Below are 22,849 nucleotides of genomic sequence, written 5' to 3' on the forward strand. Positions count from 1 at the left end.
ACGGGCGGTGTACGGAGGCGGGGCGGCATGACCACGGTCGAGAGCTACTGGGACAGGACCGACGACGAGCTGTACGCCCTGCTGGGGGCGGAACTGCTGGGCGAGGGCCTCGGGCTCTCCCCGGAGGACGAGGAGAGCCACCGGGACTTCGGCCGCGAGTGGTTCGCGGACAAGCACGCCGAGCTCCAGCGGCGGATCTGCCACCACGCGAAGGCCCAGCCCTTCCTCGGCACCACCTCCACGGACCGGCTGATCGACGCCCTCACGGTGCAGGAGCTGGTGGCCGACTTCGCGGGCGACGCCCGGACGGCCGTCCTGATCGCCGTCCTGGTGGGACGGGTCGGGCTCGGCGCGTTCTGCCGCAACGCCCCGGCACCCGAACCCTCGCCATGAGCGGCGGCGGTGCGGGCGGCGGCAGCCTGGCCTTCCAGCGGTACGAACGGCTGACGGTCAGCCGGACCCGTCAGCTGGCCGGCATGCGGCAGCGGCTGACCGAGCTGGCCGACGGCCGGGGACTGGACCAACTGGACACCATGCTGGCCGAGTTCGCGGCCACCGACCCCCGCTCCCCCGACGACCCGATCGGCGCGGCCGTCGAGGAGCTGACCCGGGAGACCAAGGAGGTGCTGGCCGATCTCGGGGCGAGCCGGCCGGAGCTGGCCGACCTGTGGGTGGTCCCGCTCAACCGCGAGGCCTTCTCCGCCCGGATGACCCGGTTCACCGACGGCTCGGGGCTGGTCGCCGTCTCGGACGCCACGTTCAGCCTCTGCGGCCTGTACGCCGAGGTGACCGCCCTCGCCGGGCAGCGCGGCCCCGAACCCCGGGTCCTGGCCGGGCTGCTGCGCTACTACAACACCCAGCAGCGGGTCTACGGGCTGGCCGGCAAACTGGAGATCAGACTGGACCCGGCCGCCGCCCGGCACGCGGCCCTGCTCAACTACTTCGCCATGCAGTTCGTACTGGCCCACGAGCTCGCCCACTTCGTCCTCGGCCACGAGTCCGCCGTCAGCGCCTTCGCCACCGAGGAGTACCTCCCCGTCTGCTCGGAGGGCCACCGGCTGGAGGCGGAGGCGGACCTGCACGCGCTGCGGACCCTGCGGCGCGGCTGCGAGCGGCTCTTCGAGGGGCTGCCGCCGGGCGGCCCGGAAGTCGCCCTCGGGGCCGCCGGGGCGGCCATCGGGATGCTCACCGTGCACCTCACCGAACGGGCGCTGTTCGTCCGCCGGGGCGTCAGCCATCCGCCGGCCCGGCAGCGGGCGGCCGGACTGCTGCGGGAGATGACCCCCGGGGAGCGCCGGTTCGCCTCGGAGGTCTTCGACCTGGCCCTCGCCGAGACCGAACGGGCCTCCCTCTTCGGCCCGGAGGCGGAGCCCTTCGACCCCCGGGCGTTCGGCTCGGCGCCCGTGCACAGCCCTCTCGCCCCCTCGTACCTGGAGGCCATCGGGGTCTGGGACCGCCTCCAGTGCGCCCCCCGGGACTGGTACCTGGAGTTCTTCGTGCAGGCGGACGAGGAGCTGGGCGCGCCCTGGCTGCCGGACGGTGCCCGGGCGGCGGCCGAGGGCGACCCCGCGGCGGCGCTGCGCGTCTGGGGGGTGCCGAGGAAGCACATCGGGGAGCTGTGCGATCCGGACCGGCCGCTGGTCTTCCACGCCCTGTTGAAGCGGCTGGCGGCGGCCTTCACCGCCCGCGGGCTCCCGGGCGACCGGCTGATCGGGCATCCGCTCGCGGCCGCCGTGCTGGTCGCGGAGCCGCTGAGCGGCGGGTAGGCCGGAAGAGACGGCACGGCCCGTCCGGTCAGGGGTGCAGCCGGCGCATCCAGTCCTCCGGGACCCGGCCGGCCGGTCCGGGCGAGGGCTGGTCGGCCGGGCGGCCGTCCGGAGGTGCCAGCGCGGGGCCGGACTCGTACGTCTCGTTCCTGGCGTAGTCCCAGAACCAGTCCTCGCCCGGTTCGAAGCTCTGCACCAGCGGGTGGCCGGTGGACTTCCAGTGGCCGGTGGCGTGCTGGGCCGGGGAGGAGTCGCAGCAGCCGATGTGGCCGCACTGGGCGCAGCGCCGCAGATGGACCCACCAGCCGCCGGCCTCGTCGCATTCGACGCAGCCGGTGCCGCTGGGCGGGACGCTGGGGTCGATTCCGGCGATGTCGGTCATTCGGACTCCTCGGCGGTCTCGGTCGCGGTGTCGGTGTCGGTCTCGGGTTCCGGGGCGGTGAGGGGCAGCAGGACCTGGAAGCGGGTGTCCCCCGGTTCGGACTCGACCTGAAGGCTGCCGTGGTGCTTGTTGACCACGATCCGCCAGGAGATGTCCAGTCCGAGCCCGGTGCCCTCGCCGACCGGTTTGGTGGTGAAGAAGGGGTCGAAGATCCGGCTGCGGACCTCGTCCGGGACCCCGGGGCCGGTGTCGCGGAACTCCACGAGCAGCCGGTCCCCCTCCCGGGCGGTGCGGACGGTGAGCGTGCCCTCGCCGCCGGCGCCGCCCATGGCGAAGACGGCGTTGTCGATGAGGTTGGTCCACACCTGGTTGAGCTCCGCCGGATAGGCGGGGACGTCGGGGAGGGTCCGGTCGTAGTCCTTGGCGACCCGGATCCCGCGGCCGATCTTGCCGGACAGCATCAGCAGGGTGCTGTCGAGGAGTTCGTGGACGTCGACGACCCGGTAGGGGGCGCGGTCCAGCTGGGAGTACTGCTTGGCGGCGTCGACCAGATGGGAGATGCGGGTGGTGGAGTCGGCGATCTCGTCCATCAGCAGCTCGGTCTCGACGGTGTAGTTGAGCCAGCCGACGGCCCCCGGCAGGATGTCCTCCGCCACGGTGGCGGCCACCTGGTCCAGCCAGTCCGTGTCCAGCCCGGCCTGGACGAAGGTGGGCGCGATCCGCCAGCCCTCCGGGATGCCGTGGTCCTCCAGCCAGTCGGAGACCTCGTCCTCCCGGTCGGCCGCCTCCAGCGGGGTCAGCGTCGGTGCCTTGGCCACGCGTTCGGCGGTCCGGTCCTGGATCTCGATGAGGTCGGCGAGGGCCTCGCGGGAGTAGGAGCCCTGGGCGATGACGGCGAGCTTGTGCCGCATCCGGCCGACCCGTTCGCGGAGGGTGGCGGTGGCCCGGACCGCGGCGGCGGCCGGGTTGTTGAGCTCGTGGGTGAGGCCGGCGGACAGCGATCCGAGGGCGAGGAGGCGTTCGCGCTGGCCGATGGCCCGCTGGGTGTTCCGGGAGCCGAAGAACAGGCCCTCCAGCAGGTGCGCGGCCATCGGGAACCATTCGCGCATGACGCCCGCGAAGGACTGGGCGGGCAGCACGAAGAACCGGGTGTCCTCGGTGACCCGCATGGAGTTGTTGTAGGTCTGCGGGACCCGGTCCCCCAGGTAGGCCTGCATGGCGCCCGAGTACACCCCGCGCTGGGAGGTGCGGCTGACCTCCACGTCGTCGCCGCCGACCCGGCGGGAGAGCACCACGGTGCCCTCGATCATCACGTAGAAGCAGGTGGCCGGGTCGCCCTCGGTGTACACCGGTCCGGGCTCGAACCGCTCCACCACGCCCTCGGAGCACAGCCGTCCGAGCTGTTCGGGGGTGAGCTTCTCGAAGAGGAACAGGGTGCCGATCTCCCCGGGGTCGCAGGGCAGGACCTGCCCGCTCACGACTCCTCCAGGTACCGGTGGACGAGCATCACGGCCATGGCCCCCTCGCCGACGGCGGAGGCCACCCGTTTGGCGGACTTGGCGCGGGCGTCGCCCGCCACGAACACACCGGGCACATTGGTCTCCAGGTGGTACGGAGGACGGTCCAGCGGCCATTCGGCCGGCGGCCGGCCGTCCGGGGTGAGGTCGGGGCCGGCGAGGATGAACCCGCGTTCGTCCCGGAGCACGGTGCCGTCCAGCCAGTCGGTGAGCGGGGCGGCGCCGATGAACACGAACATCCACTGCGCGTCCACGAGTTCGCTCTCGCCGGTGGTCACGTCCCGCAGGGTCAGCCGTTCCAGGTGCTCCTCGCCCTGCGCGGACTCCACGACGGTCCGGGGCCGCACCGAGATGTTCGGGGCCTCCTCGATCTGCTGGATCAGGTAGTACGACATGGAGGCCGTCAGGGAGTCGCCGCGGACCAGCAGGGTCACCGACTTGGCGCCGCGGGCCAGGTACACGGCGGCCTGTCCGGCGGAGTTGGCGCCGCCCACGATGTACACGTCCTGGTCCCGGCAGGAGGAGGCCTCGGTGAGGGAGGAGCCGTAGTAGACGCCCCGGCCGGTCAGGTCCGAGCAGCCCGGGGCGGGCAGCTGCCGGTAGGACACTCCGGTGGCCAGGATGACGCTGTGCGCGGCGACGGCCGAGCCGTCGGAGAAGCGGACCACCCGGGCGGGGCCGGAGGTCTCCAGCCCGGTGACCTCCCGGGCGGTGAGGATCTCGGCGCCGAACCGGCCGGCCTGGCGGCGGGCCCGGTCGGTGAGCTGGGCTCCGGAGACCCCGTCGGGGAATCCCAGGTAGTTCTCGATGCGGGAGCTCTGGCCGGCCTGCCCGCCGGTCGCGGACCGCTCGACCAGGACGGTGCGGAGCCCCTCGGAGGCCCCGTAGACGGCCGCGCCGAGGCCGGCCGGGCCGCCGCCGATCACCACCAGGTCGTAGAACTCGGCGGCCGGCTCGGTGGCGAGGCCGACATGGGCGGCCAGTTCGGCGGGCGCCGGTTCGCTGAGCGCGGTGCCGTCCGGGGTGACGACCAGGGGCAGCCGCTGGGCGTCGGCCCCGGCGGCCTCCAGCAGCCGGCGCCCCTCGGGTTCGTCGGAGGAGTACCAGCGGTAGGGCACCTGGTTGCGGGCGAGGAAGTCCCTGATCAGCGAGGAGGGCGCCGACCAGCGGTGTCCGACCACCTTGGTGGCGGGTACCGGCCGGTAGTCGCTGGACCGCCAGGCGGTGAGGAGGTCGTCCAGGACCGGGTAGAGCTTCTCCTCGGGCGGGTCCCAGGGCTTGAGGAGGTAGTGGTCGAGGTCGACCACGTTGATCGCGTCGATGGCGGCGCTGGTGTCGGCGTAGGCGGTGAGGAGGACCCGGCGGGCGCCCGGGTACACGTGGAGGGCCTGTTCCAGGAACTCGATGCCGTTCATCTGCGGCATCCGGTAGTCGGCGAGGATCACGGCCACCAGATCGCCCCGCAGCTTGAGCTCGCGCAGCGCCTCCAGGGCGGACTCGCCGGACTCGGCGCGCACGATCCGGTACCCGGCGCCGTAGTGCTTGCGCAGGTCGCGGGCGACGGCGCGGGAGACCCCCGGGTCGTCGTCCACGGTGAGGATGACGGTCCGCGGTGTGTCGGCCACCTCTGCCATACGTCTCCTGCCCGGAGCGGTGCGGTCCGGTCCGGTGCGGGCACGGAGTGCCGCCCGCGCCGCCCGGCTCCCGTCCATCGTAGGTTCGAACGCCCGGGTCCGCTTCCCGGGACCCGTTCGGAGATATCCGATCACAAAGTGCTCTTCAAGAGGCAACCCCGACAACGTGGTTGCCGTCCTCCGAGATCGAAAGGGACACCCCGGCGACCCCCGGGCGTCCCCCTTCCGAGACCGATGACGAGGACGACCACCTTGATACGTGTCACACGTGTGGCGACCGCCGCCCTGGCGGTGCTCGCACTGGCAGCCGCGACGCCGGGGACGGCGTACGCCCAGCCGGCGGCGGGCGCGCCCACCGCCCTGGCGGACCGGGGAGACGGGGACCTCCCCGAAGGCTGGCGGATCACCGGGACCGGTGCCGGACGGCACCTGGAATGGACCGCCGACCGGTCCGTGCCCATGGGCGACGCCCGGGTCGAGTTCCTGGCCGGGGACCGGCTGCTCGGCCGGCCCGAGGCCGCCCCGGACGGCCGCACCTTCCGGCTCGCCCTGGACGGGGTCCGGGTGGGCGGCGGAAGCGACCTCAGAGTGCTGGCCGGGGGCCGGCGCCTGGACGCCGGAAAGCCCGCCCGCGCCCCGCTGGGCCGCGAACTGCCGCCCCGGACCGCACTGGAGGCCCCGCTTCCGGTCAACTCCGTGGACCCCGGCGTGCCCGGGAAGTACCGGACCGTCCGCGGGGAATACACCCTGAAATCGGTGAAACTGCCCGGATTCCCGGCCCCGGTGGAGATGCGCGCCACCGTCGTCGGCCCCGCCGACGCCCCCGGCAAGCGGCCGGTGGCCCTCTTCCTGCACGGCCGCCACTCCACCTGCTACAGCGCGGACGGCCGGACCAGCGGCGACTGGCCCTGCACCGGCGGCATGAAGCCCATCCCCAGCGAGCAGGGCTACCTCCAGGCCCAGAAGCTCCTGGCCTCACAGGGCTATGTGACCCTGTCCATCGCCGCCAACGGCATCAACGCACAGGACCACGCCGCGGACGACGGCGGCGCCCAGGCCCGCTCCTCGCTGGTGCGGCAGCACCTCGCCCGCTGGGCCGACTGGTCCGCGGACCGCGCCGGCGCGCCCGCCGCCGTCCGCGCCGCCTCCCCCGCCGACCTCTCCAAGGTCATGCTGGTCGGCCACTCCCGCGGCGGCGAGGGCGTCAACCGGGCCGCCCTCGACAGCCTCTACCCCGCGCCCGCGGACCAGGACGGCGCCCGCGGCCCCGTGCGTTGGAAGATCCGCGGCAACGTGCTGATCGGACCCACCGTCTTCGGCCAGAACCCGGCCCCCGACGTGCCCTCCCTGACCCTGCTGCCGGGCTGCGACGGCGACGTCTCCGACCTCCAGGGCCAGATCTACGCCGACGGCACCCGCGGGATCAGCCGCGGCGCGGCCCTGCACAGCTCGGCGTACGTGATCGGCGCCAACCACAACTTCTTCAACACCGAGTGGACCCCGGGGCAGGCCAAGGCCCCGGCGAACGACGACTTCTGGGACGAGGACGCCCCCGACGCGGTGTGCGGCGTGGGGAAGAAGACCCGGCTGACCGCCGCCCAGCAGCAGACGGCCGGCGCCGCCTACATCGCCGCGGCCGCCCGGGTCTTCGTCGAGGGCGACGACCGGGTCCGCCCGCTGCTCGACGGCACCGGCCGGCGGGCGCCCTCCGCCGGCCCGGCACGGGTGCTCACCCACGCCGTCGGCGGCAACCGGGGCCAGGGCTTCCTGCCGGGCTCCCCGCTCACCGTCACCGGCGGACGCCTCTGCGCCCAGGTGGACACCGACCCGGCCCGGGCCTGCCTGGACCCGGAGAAGGACGGGCGCTCCCCGCACTTCGCGAACTGGGAGGTGCCCACCGAGCCCGGCCGTGAGGCCGTCGCGCTGCGCTGGACCAAGGCGGGCGGCACCGTCGCCGTACGCCCCGCCCGGCCGGTCTCGCTGGCCGGCTCGGAGTCCCTGGCCCTGCGCCTGATCGTGCCGCCGAACACCACCGGCACCAAGCTGGACGTGGCGCTCGTCGACGCCGGCGGGCGGCGCGCGGTCCTCGGCGCCGCCGGCGCCGACGGACTCCCCGGCACCGACCGGACCACCTCCCACTGGGCGCGCGAGATCCGGGTGCCGCTCGCGGCCGCCGTGCGCGCCGGACTCGACCTGAAGCAGGTCCGGTCCCTGGAGCTGGTCCCGCGCACCGGCTCCGGCAAGGCCTGGCTGATGGACGCCTGGGGCTGGAAGCCGGGGCTGCCGGCCGTCACCGCCGCCGTACTGCCCCGCGTCGACATCGGCCGGCTGACGGTCGAGGAGGGCCGGAGCGGGGTCCGGACCTACCGGATTCCGGTCACGGTCACCGGCAAGGGCAGCGGCCAGGTCCGGTTGTTCGTGCCCAAGCCGGGCACCGAGGAGACCACCGTCCGCACCGTGACCGTCCGTCCTGGCGGCCAGGACATCGACGTGCCGGTGACCGTCCGCGGCAACACCCGCTTCGGCTACGACACCTCGCAGGACGCCTTCGTCAAGGCGGTGCACGGGGTGGTCGTCGGCTCCCACCGGGGCGGGGTGACCGCGAAGAACGACGACCCGATGCCCACGGTCAAGGTGACCCCGGCCGCCGCGACGGCCGACGAGGGCAAGAAGCTGACCTGGCGGCTGACCCTGTCCGCCCCCGCCGACGCGGACATCGTGGGCGAGCTCATGCTCCAGCCGGTAGCCAAGGGCCCGGAGCTCTCCACCGCGGACGTGGACCCGCGCTGGCTCGCCGACACCTTCGGCGCCAAGCCGACCCCGGTGCGCCCGCTGTCCAAGGTGTCCGACTACCCGGCCCTGTCGGTGTACGTCCCGGCCGGGAAGCTGACCGCCGACGTGGCCGTGCCGATCGCCAAGGACACCCTGCGGGAGGCCCCGGAGTCCCTGCGGGCCCAGTTGTTCACCTATGACGAGACCTGGGAGCAGCGCCCGGGCCCGGTCCTCACCGGAACGGTCCGCGACGCGGGCTGATCCCGGACCCGCCGCCCGGCCCGCCCCCCTCGGCGGGCCGGGCCGGGCGGCGGCCCCCACCGGCCGCGAGATTTTCGGAACGCCGGTTTCGTTGTCCGGAAATCCGCCTTGCGCGGGGCACCACCGCGCGGGATACACCGTTCATGACACCTCCTGCGCACCCGAACCGACGAAGAGTCCTCGCGGGCCTCGCCGGCGTGCCGCTGGCCGCCGCCGCCCCGTCCCGCTCCTCCGGACCCGACCGGTGGCCGGGCGGCGGGGGACGCGGCGGTGACACCCTGCTGCGCGGGGCCGAACTGGTCCTCACCATGGACCCCGCCCTGGGCGAGGGCACCCTGGGGATCCTGCGCGGCGCCGACGTGCTGCTGCGCGGCGGGGCCGTCGCGGCCGTCGGCCACCGGCTGGCGGCACCGCCGGGGACCCGCGTCACCGACGTCTCCGGGCAGCTGGTCATGCCCGGGTTCGTGGACGTCCACAGCCATCTGTGGCAGACCAGCATCCGCGGCGGCTGCGCCGACCAGGACCTCTACGGCTGGCTCGGCGGCTGCCACCGCCCCACCCTCGCCGCGATCACCCCCGAGGACATGTACCGGTTCGTCCGGCCGGCCGCCCTGGACCTGCTCGGGACCGGGGTCACCACCGTCGTCGACTGGGTGCACCCGGTCCCGTACGAGACCAGCGAGCACTACGTCCGGGCCCTGGACGACAGCGGGCTGAGGTTCGCCTACGCGATGGCCCAGGACTCCCCGGAGGACGACCGGCTGGCCCGGGTGAAGAAGCACCTGCTGGACCCGCTCCCGCTGGCCTCCGCCCAGCTGTCGGTGCACGCCCAGCAGGCCGTGCTGGGCCCGCTGCGGCAGTACCGCGCGATGGCCCGGGACGCCGGGGTGATGCTCAACTCGCACGTCCTGGAGCACCCCGGGGACCGCCGCGACGACCCGATCGGGGCCCTGCGCCGCGCCGGCGCCCTCGGCCCGGACCTGCTGCTGAACCACGCCGTGCACCTGACCGCCGGGGAGATCTCGCTGCTCGCCGAACGCGACGTGCGGGTCGCCCACTGCCCGCTCAGCAACATGCGGCTGGCCTCGGGGATCATGCCGCTGCCGGCCCTGCACGCCCGCGGGGTGAAGACGGGGCTGGGCCACGACGGCGGCTCCAACGACACCTCCGACATGTTCGCGCTGATGAAGACCGCGATGGGGCTCCAGCGGGCGCTCCACCAGGACCCCGGGATCCATCCGGGGGTGGAGGCGGTGCTGCGGATGGCCACCCTCGGCGGCGCCGAGTGCGTCGGCCTGGACGACCGGGTGGGCTCGCTGACCCCCGGCAAACGCGCGGACGTGATCGTCCTGGACCCGGCCGCGCTCAACTTCGCGCCCCGGGTGGACTGGGTCGGGCAGATCGTCCTGTGCGGCCAACCCGTCAACGTCCGGGCGGTGTTCGTGGACGGACGGCCGCTCAAGTCGGGCGGACGGCTGGTCGGGGTCGATCCGGCGGAGGTGGTCCGGGAGGCCGAACGGGCGGCCGCCCGGATCCGCGCGAGGACCTGACCGTCAGCCCGCCGACCGGCCCCCGCCGGTCAGCCCCCGCCGCCCGGCCCGCCCTCTCCGCCCGCCCCGCCCGCCCCGCCGGCCGCGGCGGGGCGGTACGGCGGGGTGGGCAGCGGGGTCCCCTGCAATCCGCGCAGGGACATCAGGACCAGGGCGTCCGTCCAGCCGAGCGGGGCCACCGCCGAGGGCCGGCCGGCCCCGTTGACCGTCTCCGGAAGTTCGCCCAGCCCGTTCCGCCGGGACAGCACCCAGCCCAGGACCGCCTCCCCCTTGGCCTTCTCCCCCAGGTGCGACCAGGCCAGGGCGAAGAAGGAGGTGCTGGCCGTCCAGGCGTACGGACCCCAGCTGTGGTCCGGGTCGTTGCCCGGGGTGAGCCCGCCGTTGGGCAGCAGCAGCGCCTTGTACGTGGAGTCCAGGGCGGCGCGCAGACCGGCCGGCGCGGGCCCGAACGGCGGGGCCATGAACGCCGCCGCGCTGTCCCGGCCGTGCCGGCCGTCGGCGGTCCGGGGGTAGCCGCGCGGGGCGAACTGCCGGGCGATGCCCTGGGAGAGGCGTTCCGCCGCGGCCGCCCAGCGCTCCCGGTCGGCGTTCCGGCCGAGGCCGGCCGCCAGGTCGGCGGAGGCGTTGAGTCCGGCCAGCAGGGGTGCCGCGGTGCCGATGTTGGTGCCGTCGGTGGGCAGTTCCCAGTAGTCCGGCGAGGCCGGCGGGAGCCCGTTCGCGCCCAGGGAGCGGGCGGCCCGGTCGGCGGCCTTGGCCACCATCGGGTAGAGGGCGCGCAGCCGGTCGTCCCGGTCCCCGCGGGGTGCGGCCCGGTACCACTGCCAGGTGGCCCACGGGATCCAGCCGTTGGCGTCGAGCTGCCAGGGGCGCCCGTCCGGGGGGCCGCTGCCGTCCAGCTCGGTCCGTGCCTCCCAGGTGCCGTCGGCGCGCTGGGTGCGGGCGTTGTAGCCGAGGATCCGGTGGGCCTCCTCGGTGTGCCCGGTGGCCGCGAAGGCCACCGCGGCGAAGGCGCCGTCCCGGGGCCAGGAGTACTGCCAGGCCGGTGACCAGGCGGCGGCGAAGGCCCCGTTGGGCTGGAGCAGGGCGCGCATCGACAGCAGCGCCCGCCGGGCGGCGGCCCGTTGGACGTCGGTGGTGCCGGGCACCGTGCCGGCGGCCAGCCAGCGGCGCGCCTCGTCCACCTGGGCCTGCGCGCCGGGGTCCCCGGCGGGCACCACGGCCGATTTGGCGGCCCCCGCGGGGAGATGGCGCCAGCGGCCGGAGGGCAGCCGCAGCACGTGGCTGTCCGGTACGTAGGAGGCGCCGACGGCGAACTGCGGCAGCACGGCCTCGGTGGCGGTCCGGTTGCTGAGGATCCCGGAGGTGCGGGCGGCGAGGGCGGCGGCGGGGACGTAGCAGGTCTCCGTCTCCCCGCAGCGTTCGCCGCCGGTGGGGTTGATGTGGAAGGCCAGCCGGGAGGTGTAGGGGTGCCAGCCGCCCCAGTAGGCCTTGTCGTAGTTCCAGCTGGTCAGGGAGTTCGGCACGGCCGCCACCGTGCCGTGCCAGGCGATCGGCCTGTTCTCGGTGGTGGTCGCCTGGAGGTGCAGGTAGTAGGTGGTGCCGGGGGTGACCGAGGCGGTGAGCGGGAACTCCAGCCAGCCGGCGCCGGCACCGCCGACGGCGGCCAGGTCGAGGGTCTTGGTGGCGATGGCCGAGCCCGCGTCGGCCCGGACCCGGCGGATCTGGGCGGTGATCCGGCCGGTGGCGGCCTGGCCGGCCACGTAGACGCTGACCCGGGTGATCTGCCGGCTGCCGGTGGTGAAGGCCTGGGCGGCGGCGTTGTTGGGGTGTTTCACGCTGAACAGGGCGGTGCCGTGCCGGGGTTGGCCGTCGTAGGGCGGGGCGGCGGCCGGGCGGCCCGGGGGGAGGGCGCTCAGCAGGGAGAGGGCCATGAAGGGGACGAGCGCATGCAGGGACTGTGGCATCAAGGGCCTGGTCCTTCCGCACGGGGACTCCGCCCGTCCGCGGACGGGCGGAGTCGGCGGGAAACGAGGGGGGATCCCTTGCTGGTGTACCCGCCCGGACACCCCGTGTATCCGTCCGGGCACACCAAGTGGCCGCCCGCCGCCGCGCGGTGCCGGTGGGCGGGCCGCCCCACCGGCACCGCGCGGCGCGCCTCACCAGCCGGGGCGCTCCAGCACCTCCACCACCGCGGCGGCCAGGGAGATGCTGCCGCCGTTGGCCATCATCAGGATGTGGTCGCCCGGGGACACCGCACCGGTCTCCACCAGGTGGGTGAGGCCCAGGACGTGGTCGCTGGCGGCGAGATGGCCGTGCGCCCGCCCCAGTTCGAGGAGTCCGCGTTCCGGGCCGATGCCCAGCGGCCGGAGCAGGTTCGCCAGATAGCGCGGGTGCCCGGTGAACACATGGGTGACCCGGGTGATGTCCCGCGGACCCACCCCGGCCTCCTCCATGACCTGCCGGGCGATCGCCGTACGGGCCCTGGCCAGATCGCGGGTGACGGCCTGCAGGAGCCCGCCCTCGGGGTCGCGGCGCTGGACGTAGGAGGCCATCCGCCGCCCCAGGGCCGCCTCGGTGCCCTCGGTCACCGGGGGCGGGTACATGGCCTCGTCCCCCCGGTAGAGGTGTTCCCAGGAGGACAGCGAGGAGGTGGCGAGGGCCCGGATCCGCAGCGGGCCGCCCTCCGTGGACACCACCACCGCACCGCCGGCGTCGCCGAGGATCGAACCGCGGCCGGAGCCCCAGCCGTCCGCGTAGTTCCACCGGTCGACGAGCGGGGTGCCGAAGTTGTCCGAGGCGGTCACCAGGGCCGCCGTGGCGCCGGGGTCCGTGGACAGGTAGCCGTGCGCGAGCCGGATCCCGTCCAGGACCGCCGTACAGCCCTGCTGGATGCCGATGGCCGGCGCGTTTCCGCCGACCACCCGGTCCTGGACGTAGTTGGCCGGGTACCAGCCCTCCGGGCCCTGGTGCCAGACACCGGAGTGCAGCACCAGGGCGATCCGGTCGCTGCCCAGCCCGGACCGCTTGAGGGCGTCGACCCCGGCCTCGGCGGCGAGTTCGGGCGCCGGCAGGTCCCCGGCGATGGACACGCTGGTCCAGCCCTCGGCCTCGGCGCGCCCGGCGTCGTACCAGCCGCGGCGGACGGCCTCGGCGACCGGGAAGAGCTCCGGGATCCGGGCGGCGGCCCCGGCGATGTACAGGTGGTCCGTCTTCACGAGGTGACTCCCAGGCCGATCAGCAGGTAGCAGGTGAATGCGGTCGGCAGATAGCCGATCGTGGCGCCCAGCGGCCAGCGCGCCCGGCCGCCCCGGGTGAACCGCCAGGCGGCGGCGAGGACCAGGACGGCGGGCGCCAGCACCAGCCAGCCCCAGGCGGCCGGGCCGGCGGTCCAGGGGCGCAGCACGGCCAGTGCCGCCGCCGCGGAGGCCGCGGCGAATCCGACCGCGAGCACGGTGGTGGTCCGGAGCCCGAACACGTGCACGTAGGTGCGTTCGTGTGCGCCGGGCCGGCGGACCAGTTTGCGGGCCAGTTCGTGGTGGGTGGCCGCGAGCACCACCACCAGCAGCACGGGCAGCGCGTACCGTCCGGAGGCCGTCAGCCCGGTGTCCCCGAGGTGGACGGCGTAGAGGTAGAGGTTCAGTCCGATCTGGATCGGGGCGCTGAGCAGCACGCTGAGCACCACCCGGTCCCCGGGCGGCCAGCCGGTCCGCAGCTCGGTGCCCACCAGCAGGGCGGTGTAGGCGAACTGGGCGGCCAGCAGCAGCTGGGCGGGACGGTCGCCGGCGTTGAGGAGCAGCAGGCCCGCCGCTCCGGCGCCCGCCAGCACCAGCAGGTCCCGGGGCAGCACGGCACCCCGGGCCAGCGGCCGGCCGGGGTTGTGCAGCCGGTCGTACGGGAGGTCCCGCAGATCGTCGGCGGCCCGCAGCAGCAGCAGGTCCACGGCGACGGTGACGGCGGCGACGGCGGTGCCCCAGCCGGGCCGCCAGTCGTGGGCCCGGGGGTCGGCGGCGGCGAAGAGTCCGGTCACGCCGACGGCCCAGGCCGCGGCGATCACGGCGGACAGGGGCAGCGGATAGCTGCCGCGGACGAAGAGGCCGAGACGGCGGATCACGTTCCCTCCCGTCCCGTCTGCCGCGCCCAGCGGACCGGGAGTTCCCAGATCCCGTTGATGAACATGGTCCGGCGCCAGTCCAGTTCCTCGTCGGGCAGGGCCGGTTCGAGGACGGGGAAGCGGCGGAGCAGGGCTCCGATGCCGATCCGGAGTTCGGCGCGGGCGAGTTCGGCGCCGAGGCACAGATGGCGGCCGTACCCGAAGGCGAGGTGGTGGGTGAGGTCCGGGCGGTCGGGGTCGAAGGTGTCGGGGTGCGCGAACCGGGCCGGGTCGAGGTTGGCGGCGTCGGTGAGCGGCACCACGATCTGTCCCGCCCTGACCGGGCAGCCGCCCAGGACGGTGTCCTCGGTGGCCAGGTGGGGGATGCCGCCGGTGTTGTTGAGCGAGGTCCAGCGGAGCATCTCCTCCACGGCGCCGGGGATCCGGCCGGGGTCGGCGCGCAGCCGGTCGGCGAGTCCGGGCTGCCGGAGCAGCAGCAGGACGCACATGGCGAAGGAGTTGCCGGTGGTCTCGTAGCCGGCCATCAGCATGCCTGAGCCGAGGGCCAGCACCTCCTTCCGGGACAGCTGCCGGTCCGGGTCGTCGGGGCGGGTGATCAGCCGGGTGAGGAGGTCGTCGGCGGGTTCGCCCCGTTCGGCGGCCCGCTGTTTCGCGGTCACCAGGGTGTCGAAGTAGCCGTCCATCCGGGCCTGTGCGGCGGCGGCCTCCTCCGGGGTGTGCCCCGAGGTGGACATCAGGACGTCCACCTCCCGGCGCAGTCGGGCGCTGTCCTCGAAGGGGACGCCGAGGACCTCGCAGATGACCTGGAGCGGGAAGGGCACGGTGTAGCCGCCCACGAGTTCCGCGGTGCCGCTGTCGGCTGCGCCGGTGAGCTCGTCCAGCAGCCGTTCGGCGATCGCTTCGAGCCGGGGCAGCAGCCGGCGGACGCTGCGGGCGGTGAAGTCGGGCAGGACCGCCCGCCGGCGGCGGGTGTGGTGCGGTGCGTCGGCGGTGACCAGCGGGAGGGAGTCGCTGTCGCGGGCCAGCAGCGGCCGGGCGAGCGCGGCGTAGCCGGCCCGGCTGAAGCGGTCGTCGCCCAGGACCGCGGTCACGTCCTGGTGGCGGGTGATCAGCAGGGCCGGCTGCCCGCTGGACAGCCGGACGGGGTGCGGGGCGCCGTCGGCGAGCAGCTCCTGGTAGGCGGCCGGGGGCCGGACCCCGGGGGTGGCGGGGAAGGGGAAGCGGTCCGGCTCACTCATCGCGCCCACCCCCGTCGGCCCGCGGCCCGTCCGGCTCGGTCCCTTCGGGCGCTCGGGCGGGTTCGGCCTCTTCGGGTGCCCCGGCGGGTTCGGGGATCAGCCGGACCGTGCCGGCTCCCCCGTCGAGCTCGACCCAGGCGCCGTCGGGGATCGCCCGGGTGGCCCCGGGCACGGCGACCACGGTGGGCACGCCGAGCAGCCGGCCGGTGATCGCGGTGTGCGACAGCAGGGTGCCGCGTTCGACCACCATCCCCTTGGCCGACATCATCAGGAACAGCCAGCCGGGGTCGGTCTCCCGGGCGACCAGGATCCGGTCCCCGGCGAGGTCGGGCTCGGTGCCGGGGTCGAGGACCACCCTGGCGCGGCCGCGGACCACCCCGCCGCTGGAGCCGATGCCCCGCAGCAGCTGCCCGTCGGGCCCGTCGTCGGCCCGTACCGGTACGGCGTACGGGAGGGCGCGCGCCAGCGGGAGCTCCCCGGGCACCCCGAGCAGCGGGGGCCGCTGCTCCGTTCCGGCCCAGCGCAGCCGCTCGGTACGGCGGAGGGCGGCCAGGGCCCGCAGGTCGGAGACGGTTCCGGTGCCGTCGAAGGCCCCGATGACCTCCTCGACGGTCAGGTCCGCGACGTCGAGCCGGTCGTCCAGCACCCCGGTGCGGGCGAGTTCGGCGCCCAGCCGCCACATGACCTCGCGGGACATCCCGAAGAGCTGGGTGCGGCAGAAGCGGGTGTCCTCCCGGACCCGGGCCAGGTCCCTGGCGAGGGCCGCGTGGGCCAGCAGCACGCCCCGGCGCAGCGGCCCCGGGCAGGCCTCGCGCAGGCGTTCCCGGGCCCGGGCGGCGGCGGCCCGTTCCTCGGCGCGGTTGGCGGCGGCGGTGGTGCCCTGGCGGATCAGCGGGCGGATCAGCGGGAGCACGGTCCAGGGCTGCTGGCGGGGGGTGGGCTCCTCCAGTTTCAGGTCGTGCAGGGCGCGGTCCCCGTACCGGGTCACGTAGTCCCGCGCCGCCTCGGCCACCTCGGTGCCGTGGCGGCCGGCGGCGAGTTCCTCCCACACCTGCCGGGGGTCCTCGCCCTCCAGTACGGCGGTCCGCAACCCGGGTATGGAGCCGACGAGTTCGCCGAGGTCCATGGCGGCGCGGACGGCTTCCAGGGAGCGGTTCTCCCGGCCGCCGACCATCAGGGTCATGAAGAACTGGGGGCCGAGGCCGGTCCAGCGGCGCAGCAGGGCGGTGCCGGAGCGGAGGACGACCAGGGCGATCAGCCCGTTGACCAGGGTGACGCCCCACTGCCGTTCGGCGCGGTCCCAGACCCGGCGGTAGAGGGCCACCAGTTCCTCGGGGGTGTCGCCGACGGCGTTGATCTCGGCCATCTGCCGGTCCCACCACTGGAGGAAGCGGTGGACCTGCCAGGGGTGGGCGGCGGTGCGCCAGACCAGCCGGGGCACCGAGCGGGCCACCCGCAGCGGGGACCAGGCGCGGCTGCCGCGGGCCGGGCCGGTGATGCCCATGGAGGCTTCCCAGTGGTGGCGCACCAGCTCGAACATGGGCATCTGGCCGTGCAGCCGGTGCCAGTCGTCGAGCCGGTAGTAGACCTGGCCCTCCAGATAGCCGACCATCCGGCCGAGCCGGTGGGCGTTCTCCCGCAGCCGGCGGGCGGGGACGCCCATCCGGCGGTAGAGGTCGCCGAAGGAGCGGCGGTAGAACTCACGGGACTGGGAGTAGGTGAGCGCCCCGGAGGTGCCGGGGAAGCTCTCGGTGATGTTGTGGTTGCCCCAGTACACGGTGGAGCGGGCGCCGTCCGGGCCGGCCGGCGGGCCCGCCTGCGGGGCGGTGACCAGCGGTCGGGCCTGGACCAGGTGGAGGGTGCCGTCGGGGGTGATGGTGCCCTCGATGTCCTGCGGGACGCCGAAGAGTTCCTCCACCCGTGCGGCCAGCGCGGCCACCGCCCGGGCCTCGTCCTCGTCCAGGACCGGACGGGAGGCCAGTTCGGCGGGGACCGGGAGGAGTACCGGGTCTCCGGAGGCGGTGCCTTCCGGGAGGCCCACGGCCCAGCGTTTGAGCACGGTCTCCGAGGTGACGCGGCCGGTGGCGGGGTCGTGGAAGAAGTGGTCGACGTCGGCCTTCTCCTGGACGACCCCCTCGCCGATGCCGTGCGCGGCGGCGATCAGATGGCGGTGGGAGCCGTCCCGGGGGTCGCGGGTGAAGGCGACGAAGGAGCGGGTGCCGGGCACCATCCGCTGGATGCCCACGCCGACCCGGGCCTTCCTCGGGTCGAGGCCGCGGAACATCCGGTAGCGCACGGCCTGCGGGTTGAAGGCGGAGGCCCAGCAGCGGACCACGGCTTCGGCGAGACCGGCCAGGTCCACGTAGAGGAAGCTGTCGCTCATCCCGGCGAAGGGGTCGACGGCACTGTCCTCACCGATGGCGGTGTCGGGTCCGTCGTGTTCACCGGGTCCGTCGGGTCCGTCGGGTCCGTCGGAGGTGGCGGCCGGGACCACGCAGGCCCGGACGGCGACGAGTCCGTCCGCCCCGACCAGGGCGGTGAACTCGGCGCGGAGCCGCTCGGCCAGGGCGGTCGGGAGCACCGATCCGCTGAGGGCCTGATGCGCGGCCGCACACCAGGCCTCGACCGCGGCTCCGTCGGCCTCCCCGCCAGTGTCCGGATCGGTCTGCGGCCCGCCGGCCTCGGGCAGGGCGGGCCGTACCGCGTCCAGGGCCCGGTCGAAGGCCTCGGCGGACAGGCTGAAGAACGCGGGGACCGGGAACCCCGCCCGGCGCAGCAGTTCCTGGCGGGCGAACTTGTGGCCCACCCGGCCGACGTCGGCGAGCGCCCCGGTCTCCCCGGCCCCGGCCGTCAGCACCTCGGCGGAGGCGGGGGCGGGGGCGGCGGCGTGGACGGTCTCAGTCACCGAGCTCACCGCCCCGCGGGCGTGCGGTCCAGCCGTCGAGGTGCAGTACGTCCTCCAGGGGGCGGCGCGGAGCCGGCCGGAAGCCCTCGCCGAGGACGTGCGCGGTCGGGATCAGCGCGCCCTGGCGCACTCCCTCCGGCAGGCCCAGGAGCTCGGCGACCTCCTGCTCGGCGTCCAGGTGCACGGTGGTCCAGGCGGTGCCCAGTCCCCGGGAGCGGGCGGCGAGCATATAGCTCCAGGCGGCCGGGAGCAGGGATCCCCACAGGCTCGCCTGGCTGCCCGCGGGCAGTTCCCCGCCGCGGAGTTGCACGCAGGGGATCACCAGGACGGGGACCTCGTGCAGTCGGCCGGCGAGGTGTCGGCCGCTGTCCATCATCCGTGCGTGGGCGGCCTGTTCGGGGGTGTCCGTGGGGAGTTCGGCGGGCGGGTAGTGGCTTTCGAAGGCCCGCCGGTAGAGGGTTCCGATCCGGGCCCGGAGGCCCTCGTCGGTGACCACCAGCCAGTGCCAGCGCTGGGTGTTTCCGCCGTTGGGCGCCTGGAGGGCGATCTCCAGGCACTCCTTGACGAGGTCGAGGTCGACCGGTCGGGAGAGGTCCAGCCGGCGGCGCACCGAGCGGGTGGTGGTGAGCAGTTCGTCGGGGGAGAGCACGTACGGGGACTCCGTCGCATCGTGTTCCGGGGCCTCGGCGGCCCGGGTGCGGGTCATTGCGGTCGTGTGCATCGGGCGGTCACCAGATCCCGGGGACGAGTCGGGCGTGACCGGCGGCGTAGTCGGGGTAGCCGGGGATGTTCATCAGCATCCGCTCCTCGGTGCGGATCCGGTAGGTGATCGCGGCGGCGAGCAGCACCAGCAGCAGCACGCTCACCGGGTTGAGGAAGAAGGCCACGAACCCGATGTGCGCGAGCAGCATGCCCGCGTAGGCGGGGTGCCGGATGAAGCGGTAGAGGCCGTAGGTGACGATCCGGTGGTCCTCCTGGCGCATGACGTGGTGCGAGTAGAAGCGGCCCAGGGTGCGGATGGCGACCTGTCGCAGGACCACTCCGCCGACGAAGACCAGGGCGGGCAGCAGCAGGGCCCAGGACCAGCCGTTCCACGGCAGCGGGCCCAGCACCCCGGCGGAGACGGTGGCGATCCGGGCGGTGGCGTAGAGCAGCAGGCTGGCCGATTCGCTGGGCGGGGCGGTCGACTTGCGGAAGGTGACGGGGATCTCGACCGCGAGCCAGGCCAGGTAGCAGGCGGCGAGCAGTCCGGCGACCAGGTCGAGGGTGTCGCCGGCGTGCCGGAGGTGGACCACCGTTCCGGTGGTGACGGCGGCGGTGGCGGCGACGAACAGCAGCCGGGGGGCCTGGACGGCCAGGGAGGGGCGGTGTCCCGTCGTGCCGGGCTCCAGGGTGGTCACTTGGCGGCCCTCCGTTCCTGGTAGCGGGTGCGGCTGAGGGTGTGGACGACGATCTCGATGCGGCCGAGCCGCTCGCCGCTGCGGGTGTCGACCAGGGCCAGCGGGTAGGGGGCGCGGGCGCCCCGGGCCGGGGCGAACTCCCAGCGCAGCGCGAGCGGGACGGAGGTCGGGAGGTCGGTGGGCACATCCGCTTCCAGGGCCAGCCACAGCATCTGGTCGTCCGGTTCGCGGCCGTGCGCCGTGTGTCCCAGCAGGGTGGCCATCTGACGGGCCGACTCGATCAGCGCGTCGGGGGTGTAGGGACGGCCCGGGCCGCCGTCCAGCCGGTGTCCGGCGGGCGGCACCAGCACGGCGGCCTGCTCGGTGCGGCGCGGGGCGCCCAGCATCACGTTCTCGGGGTGCCGGCGGTGGACCAGGGCCGCGTCGGCGGGCCCGTCGGGGCCCGGTGCGGACGGTGCCCGCCCGGGGGCGGGACGCGCGGGCCCGGGGGTGCGGCCGAGGCCGATGACCGCCCGGCAGACGTCGGCGCCGGACTGTTCGGCGCGCATCCGCCAGGCGGGGCCGGCCTCCGCGGGCACCGGGTCGCGGTGCAGGACCACGGGTTCGCCCAGTTCGCAGATGCGGTCGAAGGTGAGGGAGACCCGGAGGCGGCCGAGGCCTTCTCCGGCCGCCTGCCGCAGTTCCTCGCGGACCAGGTCGAGCATGGCCGTGACCAGCAGCATTCCGGGTATGTGGTCGAGCGGGTGGTCGAAGAAGCAGCGGTCTGCCGGGTCCACCCCGAGCGGAATCGGAATGGCATGAGATGCCCGTAACGTACGATCTGCCAAAGATGTCATGAGCGATGACGGTAGCCATCGATCAGTTGTTTGATCAAGGGAAACCGGGGAAGTCCTGCACTTTCACCGAAACCGGCAATTGGCGTGATCCCGCCCCTCGTTGACATGCGGAACCGGGGCCCGGAAATCAAGGCTGGCGACGGACGGCCCGCGGCCCTACCCTGCGGGGCCCGCCGGCCGGTGCGTCGGTGGACCGATCCTGACCGACCCGGTCCGGCCCGGCCCGATCCCCGACTCCCCACGGATAGCGGAACGACAGGCTCCGCCGCGCTACCGTCCGTGCCGCCCGTCGTTGATCCCTCACCTGAAGGGAGACGATATGACGGGTACGAGATCCGCTGTACTGGCCACCGCTCTTCTGACCACCGCCCTGTGCGCCGTGAACGCCCCGGTCGGGGCCGACGCCCCCGACGTCCGCGACGGGCAGGCACTGCACGACGCGGCCCTCTACGACATCGCCGCCGCGGGCGGCGCCGCGGCACAGGAGTTCCGGACCGGCGACGGCCGCCTCTCACGGGTGAGCCTCTATCTGAAGAACGGCGCGGGCACCGGCCGGCTCCGGGTGGAGGTCCGCCGGGTCCTGGACGACGCGGGTTCCGCGCTCACCTCCCGTACGGTCGACCTGGCGGAGCTGGGCGGGGCGGGCACCGGATGGCTGGAGCTCGACCTCTGGAGGCCGCTCCACCGGGACACCACCTACTACCTGGTCGCCCGGGCCGACGGCACCGGCGCCAAGCCGGTCACCTGGTACGGCACCCGCCGGAAGACCGACGGCGCGGGCCGCAGCTGGGAGCACGGCACCAAGGGCGGCTGGCGGGCCGGCGGGGGCCGGCTGGCGTTCTTCGTCAATCCGACCGGCAGCGAGCGCTGCGGGGAAGCGGAGGCCTGCTACATGCCCGCCGACCTTCCCGAGCGGGGCTCGGGGCTGCTCTCGAACGGCACGGTGACGGAGGCGGTCCGCCCGCCCTTCGCCGTCGGCGCCCGGTATGTGACGGGCAGCCATGTGCTCAAGCTGCCCTCGGGCCGCTGGCGGTACCTGCCCGACGGCGCGAGCCGCTCGGTGGTCGTACGGGCCGGTGATCCGGCGGCCCTGGACCAGATCGCCGCCTCCCGGAAATGGCTGGCCTCCGGCCGGGTCCCGGGCAGGGGAGGACCCCGCCGGGAGGCCGCGGAGCGGGCCCTGCTGTCGATGCGGGCGCTGCTCCAGCCGAACGGCTCCTTCGCCGCCGCCTGGTATCCGTTCTGGGACTTCTCCTGGCCCCGGGACTCCAGCTTCGCCTCGGCGGCCTTCGCGCACACCGGGCACGACGAGGAGGCGTACCGGATCCTCCGTCACAACGCCGGCACCCAGCGCCCGGACGGCACCTGGGAGGCCCGCACCCGGCTGGACGGGTCGGGCACCCCGGACGACCGGCCCTGGCAGCTGGACGCCAACGGCTGGGTGCCGTGGTCGGTCTGGCAGTGGTACCGGACCGCCCCCGAACGGGACCGCACCGGACGGCTGGAGGCCCTCTACCCGATGGTCCGCAAGGCCGCCGACCACACGGCGGGCACCCTGGGCCCCGACGGGCTGCCGCCCGCCTCCCCGGACTACTGGGAACTGCCGACCACGACCGTGAACATCGGCACCGCGGCCCCGCTGCTGGCCGGCCTCAACGCCTCCGCCGACCTGGCCCGAGGCCTGGGCCGCACCGAGGACGCCGCCCGCTGGAGCGAGGCCGCCCGCCGCCTGTCAGCGGGCATCGCCGAGAAGTTCGCGCCCCTGGGCTATCCGCGGACCCCGGACGGGTTGCACGGCCGCGACAGTGCCGCCGCCTTCATGGCACCCCCGTTCAACCACTCCCCCGCCGACCTCCCGGGCGCCCTGGACGGGACGTGGGCGGCGCTGCTGCGGCCCAACGGGGGCCTGGTCCCCGGCGACGACCCGGACACCCGGTGGGGGGACGTCACCTGGACGGCCAGCACCTCCTTCTTCGCGGTCGCCTGGTCCCATCTCGGCGACCGGGCCCGGGGCGGCCGGGTGGTGGACTGGGTGCTGTCCAAGCGGAACTCGCTCGGTGAGCTGCCGGAGACGGTGTCCGCCGACGGCCGCCCCAAGGCGGTGGTGCCGCTCGGCTGGACCGACGCGATCGTCCTGATGGCCCTGCTGGGCACGGACGGCACCCCGCTGCCGACACCGCCGGCCCCGCCGGCCTGAGCCCGCCCCGCAGGCTCAGGCCGGGGCCCCCGGAGCCGCCTTGACCGCCATGACCAGCGAGTAGAGCGTGTCGTCGGGCGTGATGAAGAGACGGTTCCTCCGGGGGCCGCCGAAGCGGATGTTGGAGACCGTGTTGGGCACAAGTGCGTCGACGGGCCGGGGGGCCCCCCCCCGGGGGGGGGCCCCCCGGGGGGCGGGGGGGGGGGGGGGGGCCGGGGCCCGGGGGGGGGGGGCGGGGGCGGGGGGGAAGAGCGGGGTGGGGGCGGCCGCCACGTGTCGG

Annotated in this window: 16 protein-coding genes and 1 pseudogene; 5 read left to right on the forward strand and 12 right to left on the reverse strand. The window is 74.8% G+C overall.

The annotated features are described in order from the left end of the window. Positions 1–27: 27 nt before the first annotated feature. The gene (locus ACZ50K_RS20150) at positions 28–393 is read left to right on the forward strand and encodes a hypothetical protein (RefSeq protein WP_468904670.1); all 366 of its coding nucleotides are present in this window, start codon (positions 28–30) and stop codon (positions 391–393) included. Further along, positions 390–1,766, forward strand: coding sequence for a hypothetical protein (locus tag ACZ50K_RS20155; protein WP_468904672.1), 1,377 nt, complete (start codon positions 390–392; stop codon positions 1,764–1,766). Before ACZ50K_RS20150 ends, ACZ50K_RS20155 begins: the two co-directional genes overlap by 4 nt. A 28-nt stretch (positions 1,767–1,794) precedes the next feature. On the opposite strand, the gene ACZ50K_RS20160 is transcribed toward ACZ50K_RS20155, so the two are convergent. Genes ACZ50K_RS20160 through ACZ50K_RS20170 form a run of 3 tightly spaced genes read right to left on the reverse strand, consistent with a single transcriptional unit; the run spans position 1,795 to position 5,299 of the window. After that, complete coding sequence (locus tag ACZ50K_RS20160; RefSeq protein ID WP_468904675.1) at positions 1,795–2,148, reverse strand: UBP-type zinc finger domain-containing protein; 354 nt, start codon at positions 2,146–2,148, stop codon at positions 1,795–1,797. Continuing rightward, positions 2,145–3,626, reverse strand: coding sequence for an ATP-binding protein (locus ACZ50K_RS20165; protein WP_468904677.1), 1,482 nt, complete (start codon positions 3,624–3,626; stop codon positions 2,145–2,147). The genes ACZ50K_RS20160 and ACZ50K_RS20165 overlap by 4 nt, the downstream gene beginning before the upstream one ends. Beyond that, the gene (locus tag ACZ50K_RS20170) at positions 3,623–5,299 is read right to left on the reverse strand and encodes an NAD(P)/FAD-dependent oxidoreductase (protein ID WP_468904679.1); all 1,677 of its coding nucleotides are present in this window, start codon (positions 5,297–5,299) and stop codon (positions 3,623–3,625) included. Before ACZ50K_RS20170 ends, ACZ50K_RS20165 begins: the two co-directional genes overlap by 4 nt. Positions 5,300–5,551: 252 nt before the next feature. Between ACZ50K_RS20170 and ACZ50K_RS20175 the strand changes: the two genes are divergently transcribed. Together ACZ50K_RS20175 and ACZ50K_RS20180 are read left to right on the forward strand one after the other, a co-directional pair. Continuing rightward, positions 5,552–8,332, forward strand: a complete 2,781-nt coding sequence (locus ACZ50K_RS20175) for an alpha/beta hydrolase (protein WP_468904681.1) — start codon at positions 5,552–5,554, stop codon at positions 8,330–8,332. Between the two features lie 143 nt (positions 8,333–8,475). Beyond that, complete coding sequence (locus ACZ50K_RS20180; RefSeq protein ID WP_468904684.1) at positions 8,476–9,882, forward strand: amidohydrolase family protein; 1,407 nt, start codon at positions 8,476–8,478, stop codon at positions 9,880–9,882. 29 nt (positions 9,883–9,911) lie between these two features. On the opposite strand, the gene ACZ50K_RS20185 is transcribed toward ACZ50K_RS20180, so the two are convergent. The 8 genes from ACZ50K_RS20185 to ACZ50K_RS20220 form a co-directional block, all read right to left on the reverse strand. Further along, positions 9,912–11,846, reverse strand: a complete 1,935-nt coding sequence (locus tag ACZ50K_RS20185; protein ID WP_468904686.1) for a glycoside hydrolase family 15 protein — start codon at positions 11,844–11,846, stop codon at positions 9,912–9,914. Between the two features lie 192 nt (positions 11,847–12,038). Next, positions 12,039–13,097: a ketoacyl-ACP synthase III family protein gene (locus ACZ50K_RS20190; RefSeq protein ID WP_468904688.1), complete on the reverse strand. Its 1,059-nt coding sequence runs from the start codon at positions 13,095–13,097 to the stop codon at positions 12,039–12,041. Then, positions 13,094–13,993, reverse strand: a complete 900-nt coding sequence (locus ACZ50K_RS20195; RefSeq protein ID WP_468904691.1) for a hypothetical protein — start codon at positions 13,991–13,993, stop codon at positions 13,094–13,096. Before ACZ50K_RS20195 ends, ACZ50K_RS20190 begins: the two co-directional genes overlap by 4 nt. Further along, complete coding sequence (locus ACZ50K_RS20200) at positions 13,990–15,231, reverse strand: cytochrome P450 (protein ID WP_468904694.1); 1,242 nt, start codon at positions 15,229–15,231, stop codon at positions 13,990–13,992. Before ACZ50K_RS20200 ends, ACZ50K_RS20195 begins: the two co-directional genes overlap by 4 nt. After that, on the reverse strand, positions 15,224–18,136 hold the full coding sequence (locus tag ACZ50K_RS20205; RefSeq protein WP_468904696.1) for a PEP/pyruvate-binding domain-containing protein: 2,913 nt from the start codon (positions 18,134–18,136) through the stop codon (positions 15,224–15,226). Before ACZ50K_RS20205 ends, ACZ50K_RS20200 begins: the two co-directional genes overlap by 8 nt. Continuing rightward, positions 18,129–18,857 (reverse strand): nitroreductase family protein, encoded by a 729-nt coding sequence (locus tag ACZ50K_RS20210; protein ID WP_468904698.1) that lies wholly within the window; start codon positions 18,855–18,857, stop codon positions 18,129–18,131. The genes ACZ50K_RS20205 and ACZ50K_RS20210 overlap by 8 nt, the downstream gene beginning before the upstream one ends. A gap of 7 nt (positions 18,858–18,864) precedes the next feature. After that, on the reverse strand, positions 18,865–19,536 hold the full coding sequence (locus ACZ50K_RS20215) for a methyltransferase family protein (RefSeq protein WP_468904701.1): 672 nt from the start codon (positions 19,534–19,536) through the stop codon (positions 18,865–18,867). Further along, complete coding sequence (locus ACZ50K_RS20220) at positions 19,533–20,312, reverse strand: AfsA-related hotdog domain-containing protein (RefSeq protein WP_468904703.1); 780 nt, start codon at positions 20,310–20,312, stop codon at positions 19,533–19,535. The genes ACZ50K_RS20215 and ACZ50K_RS20220 overlap by 4 nt, the downstream gene beginning before the upstream one ends. Before the next feature lie 379 nt (positions 20,313–20,691). Here ACZ50K_RS20220 and ACZ50K_RS20225 point away from each other — a divergent pair, with 379 nt between their 5' ends. Continuing rightward, entirely contained in the window at positions 20,692–22,569 is a 1,878-nt protein-coding gene (locus ACZ50K_RS20225) for a glycoside hydrolase family 15 protein (protein WP_468904706.1), read from the forward strand. A gap of 15 nt (positions 22,570–22,584) precedes the next feature. Here ACZ50K_RS20225 and ACZ50K_RS20230 read toward each other — a convergent pair. Continuing rightward, positions 22,585–22,710, reverse strand: a pseudogene (locus tag ACZ50K_RS20230) (SMP-30/gluconolactonase/LRE family protein); the annotation flags it as partial. Positions 22,711–22,849: the final 139 nt, after the last annotated feature.

The organism is Streptomyces sp. NPDC033845, assembly GCF_055576225.1.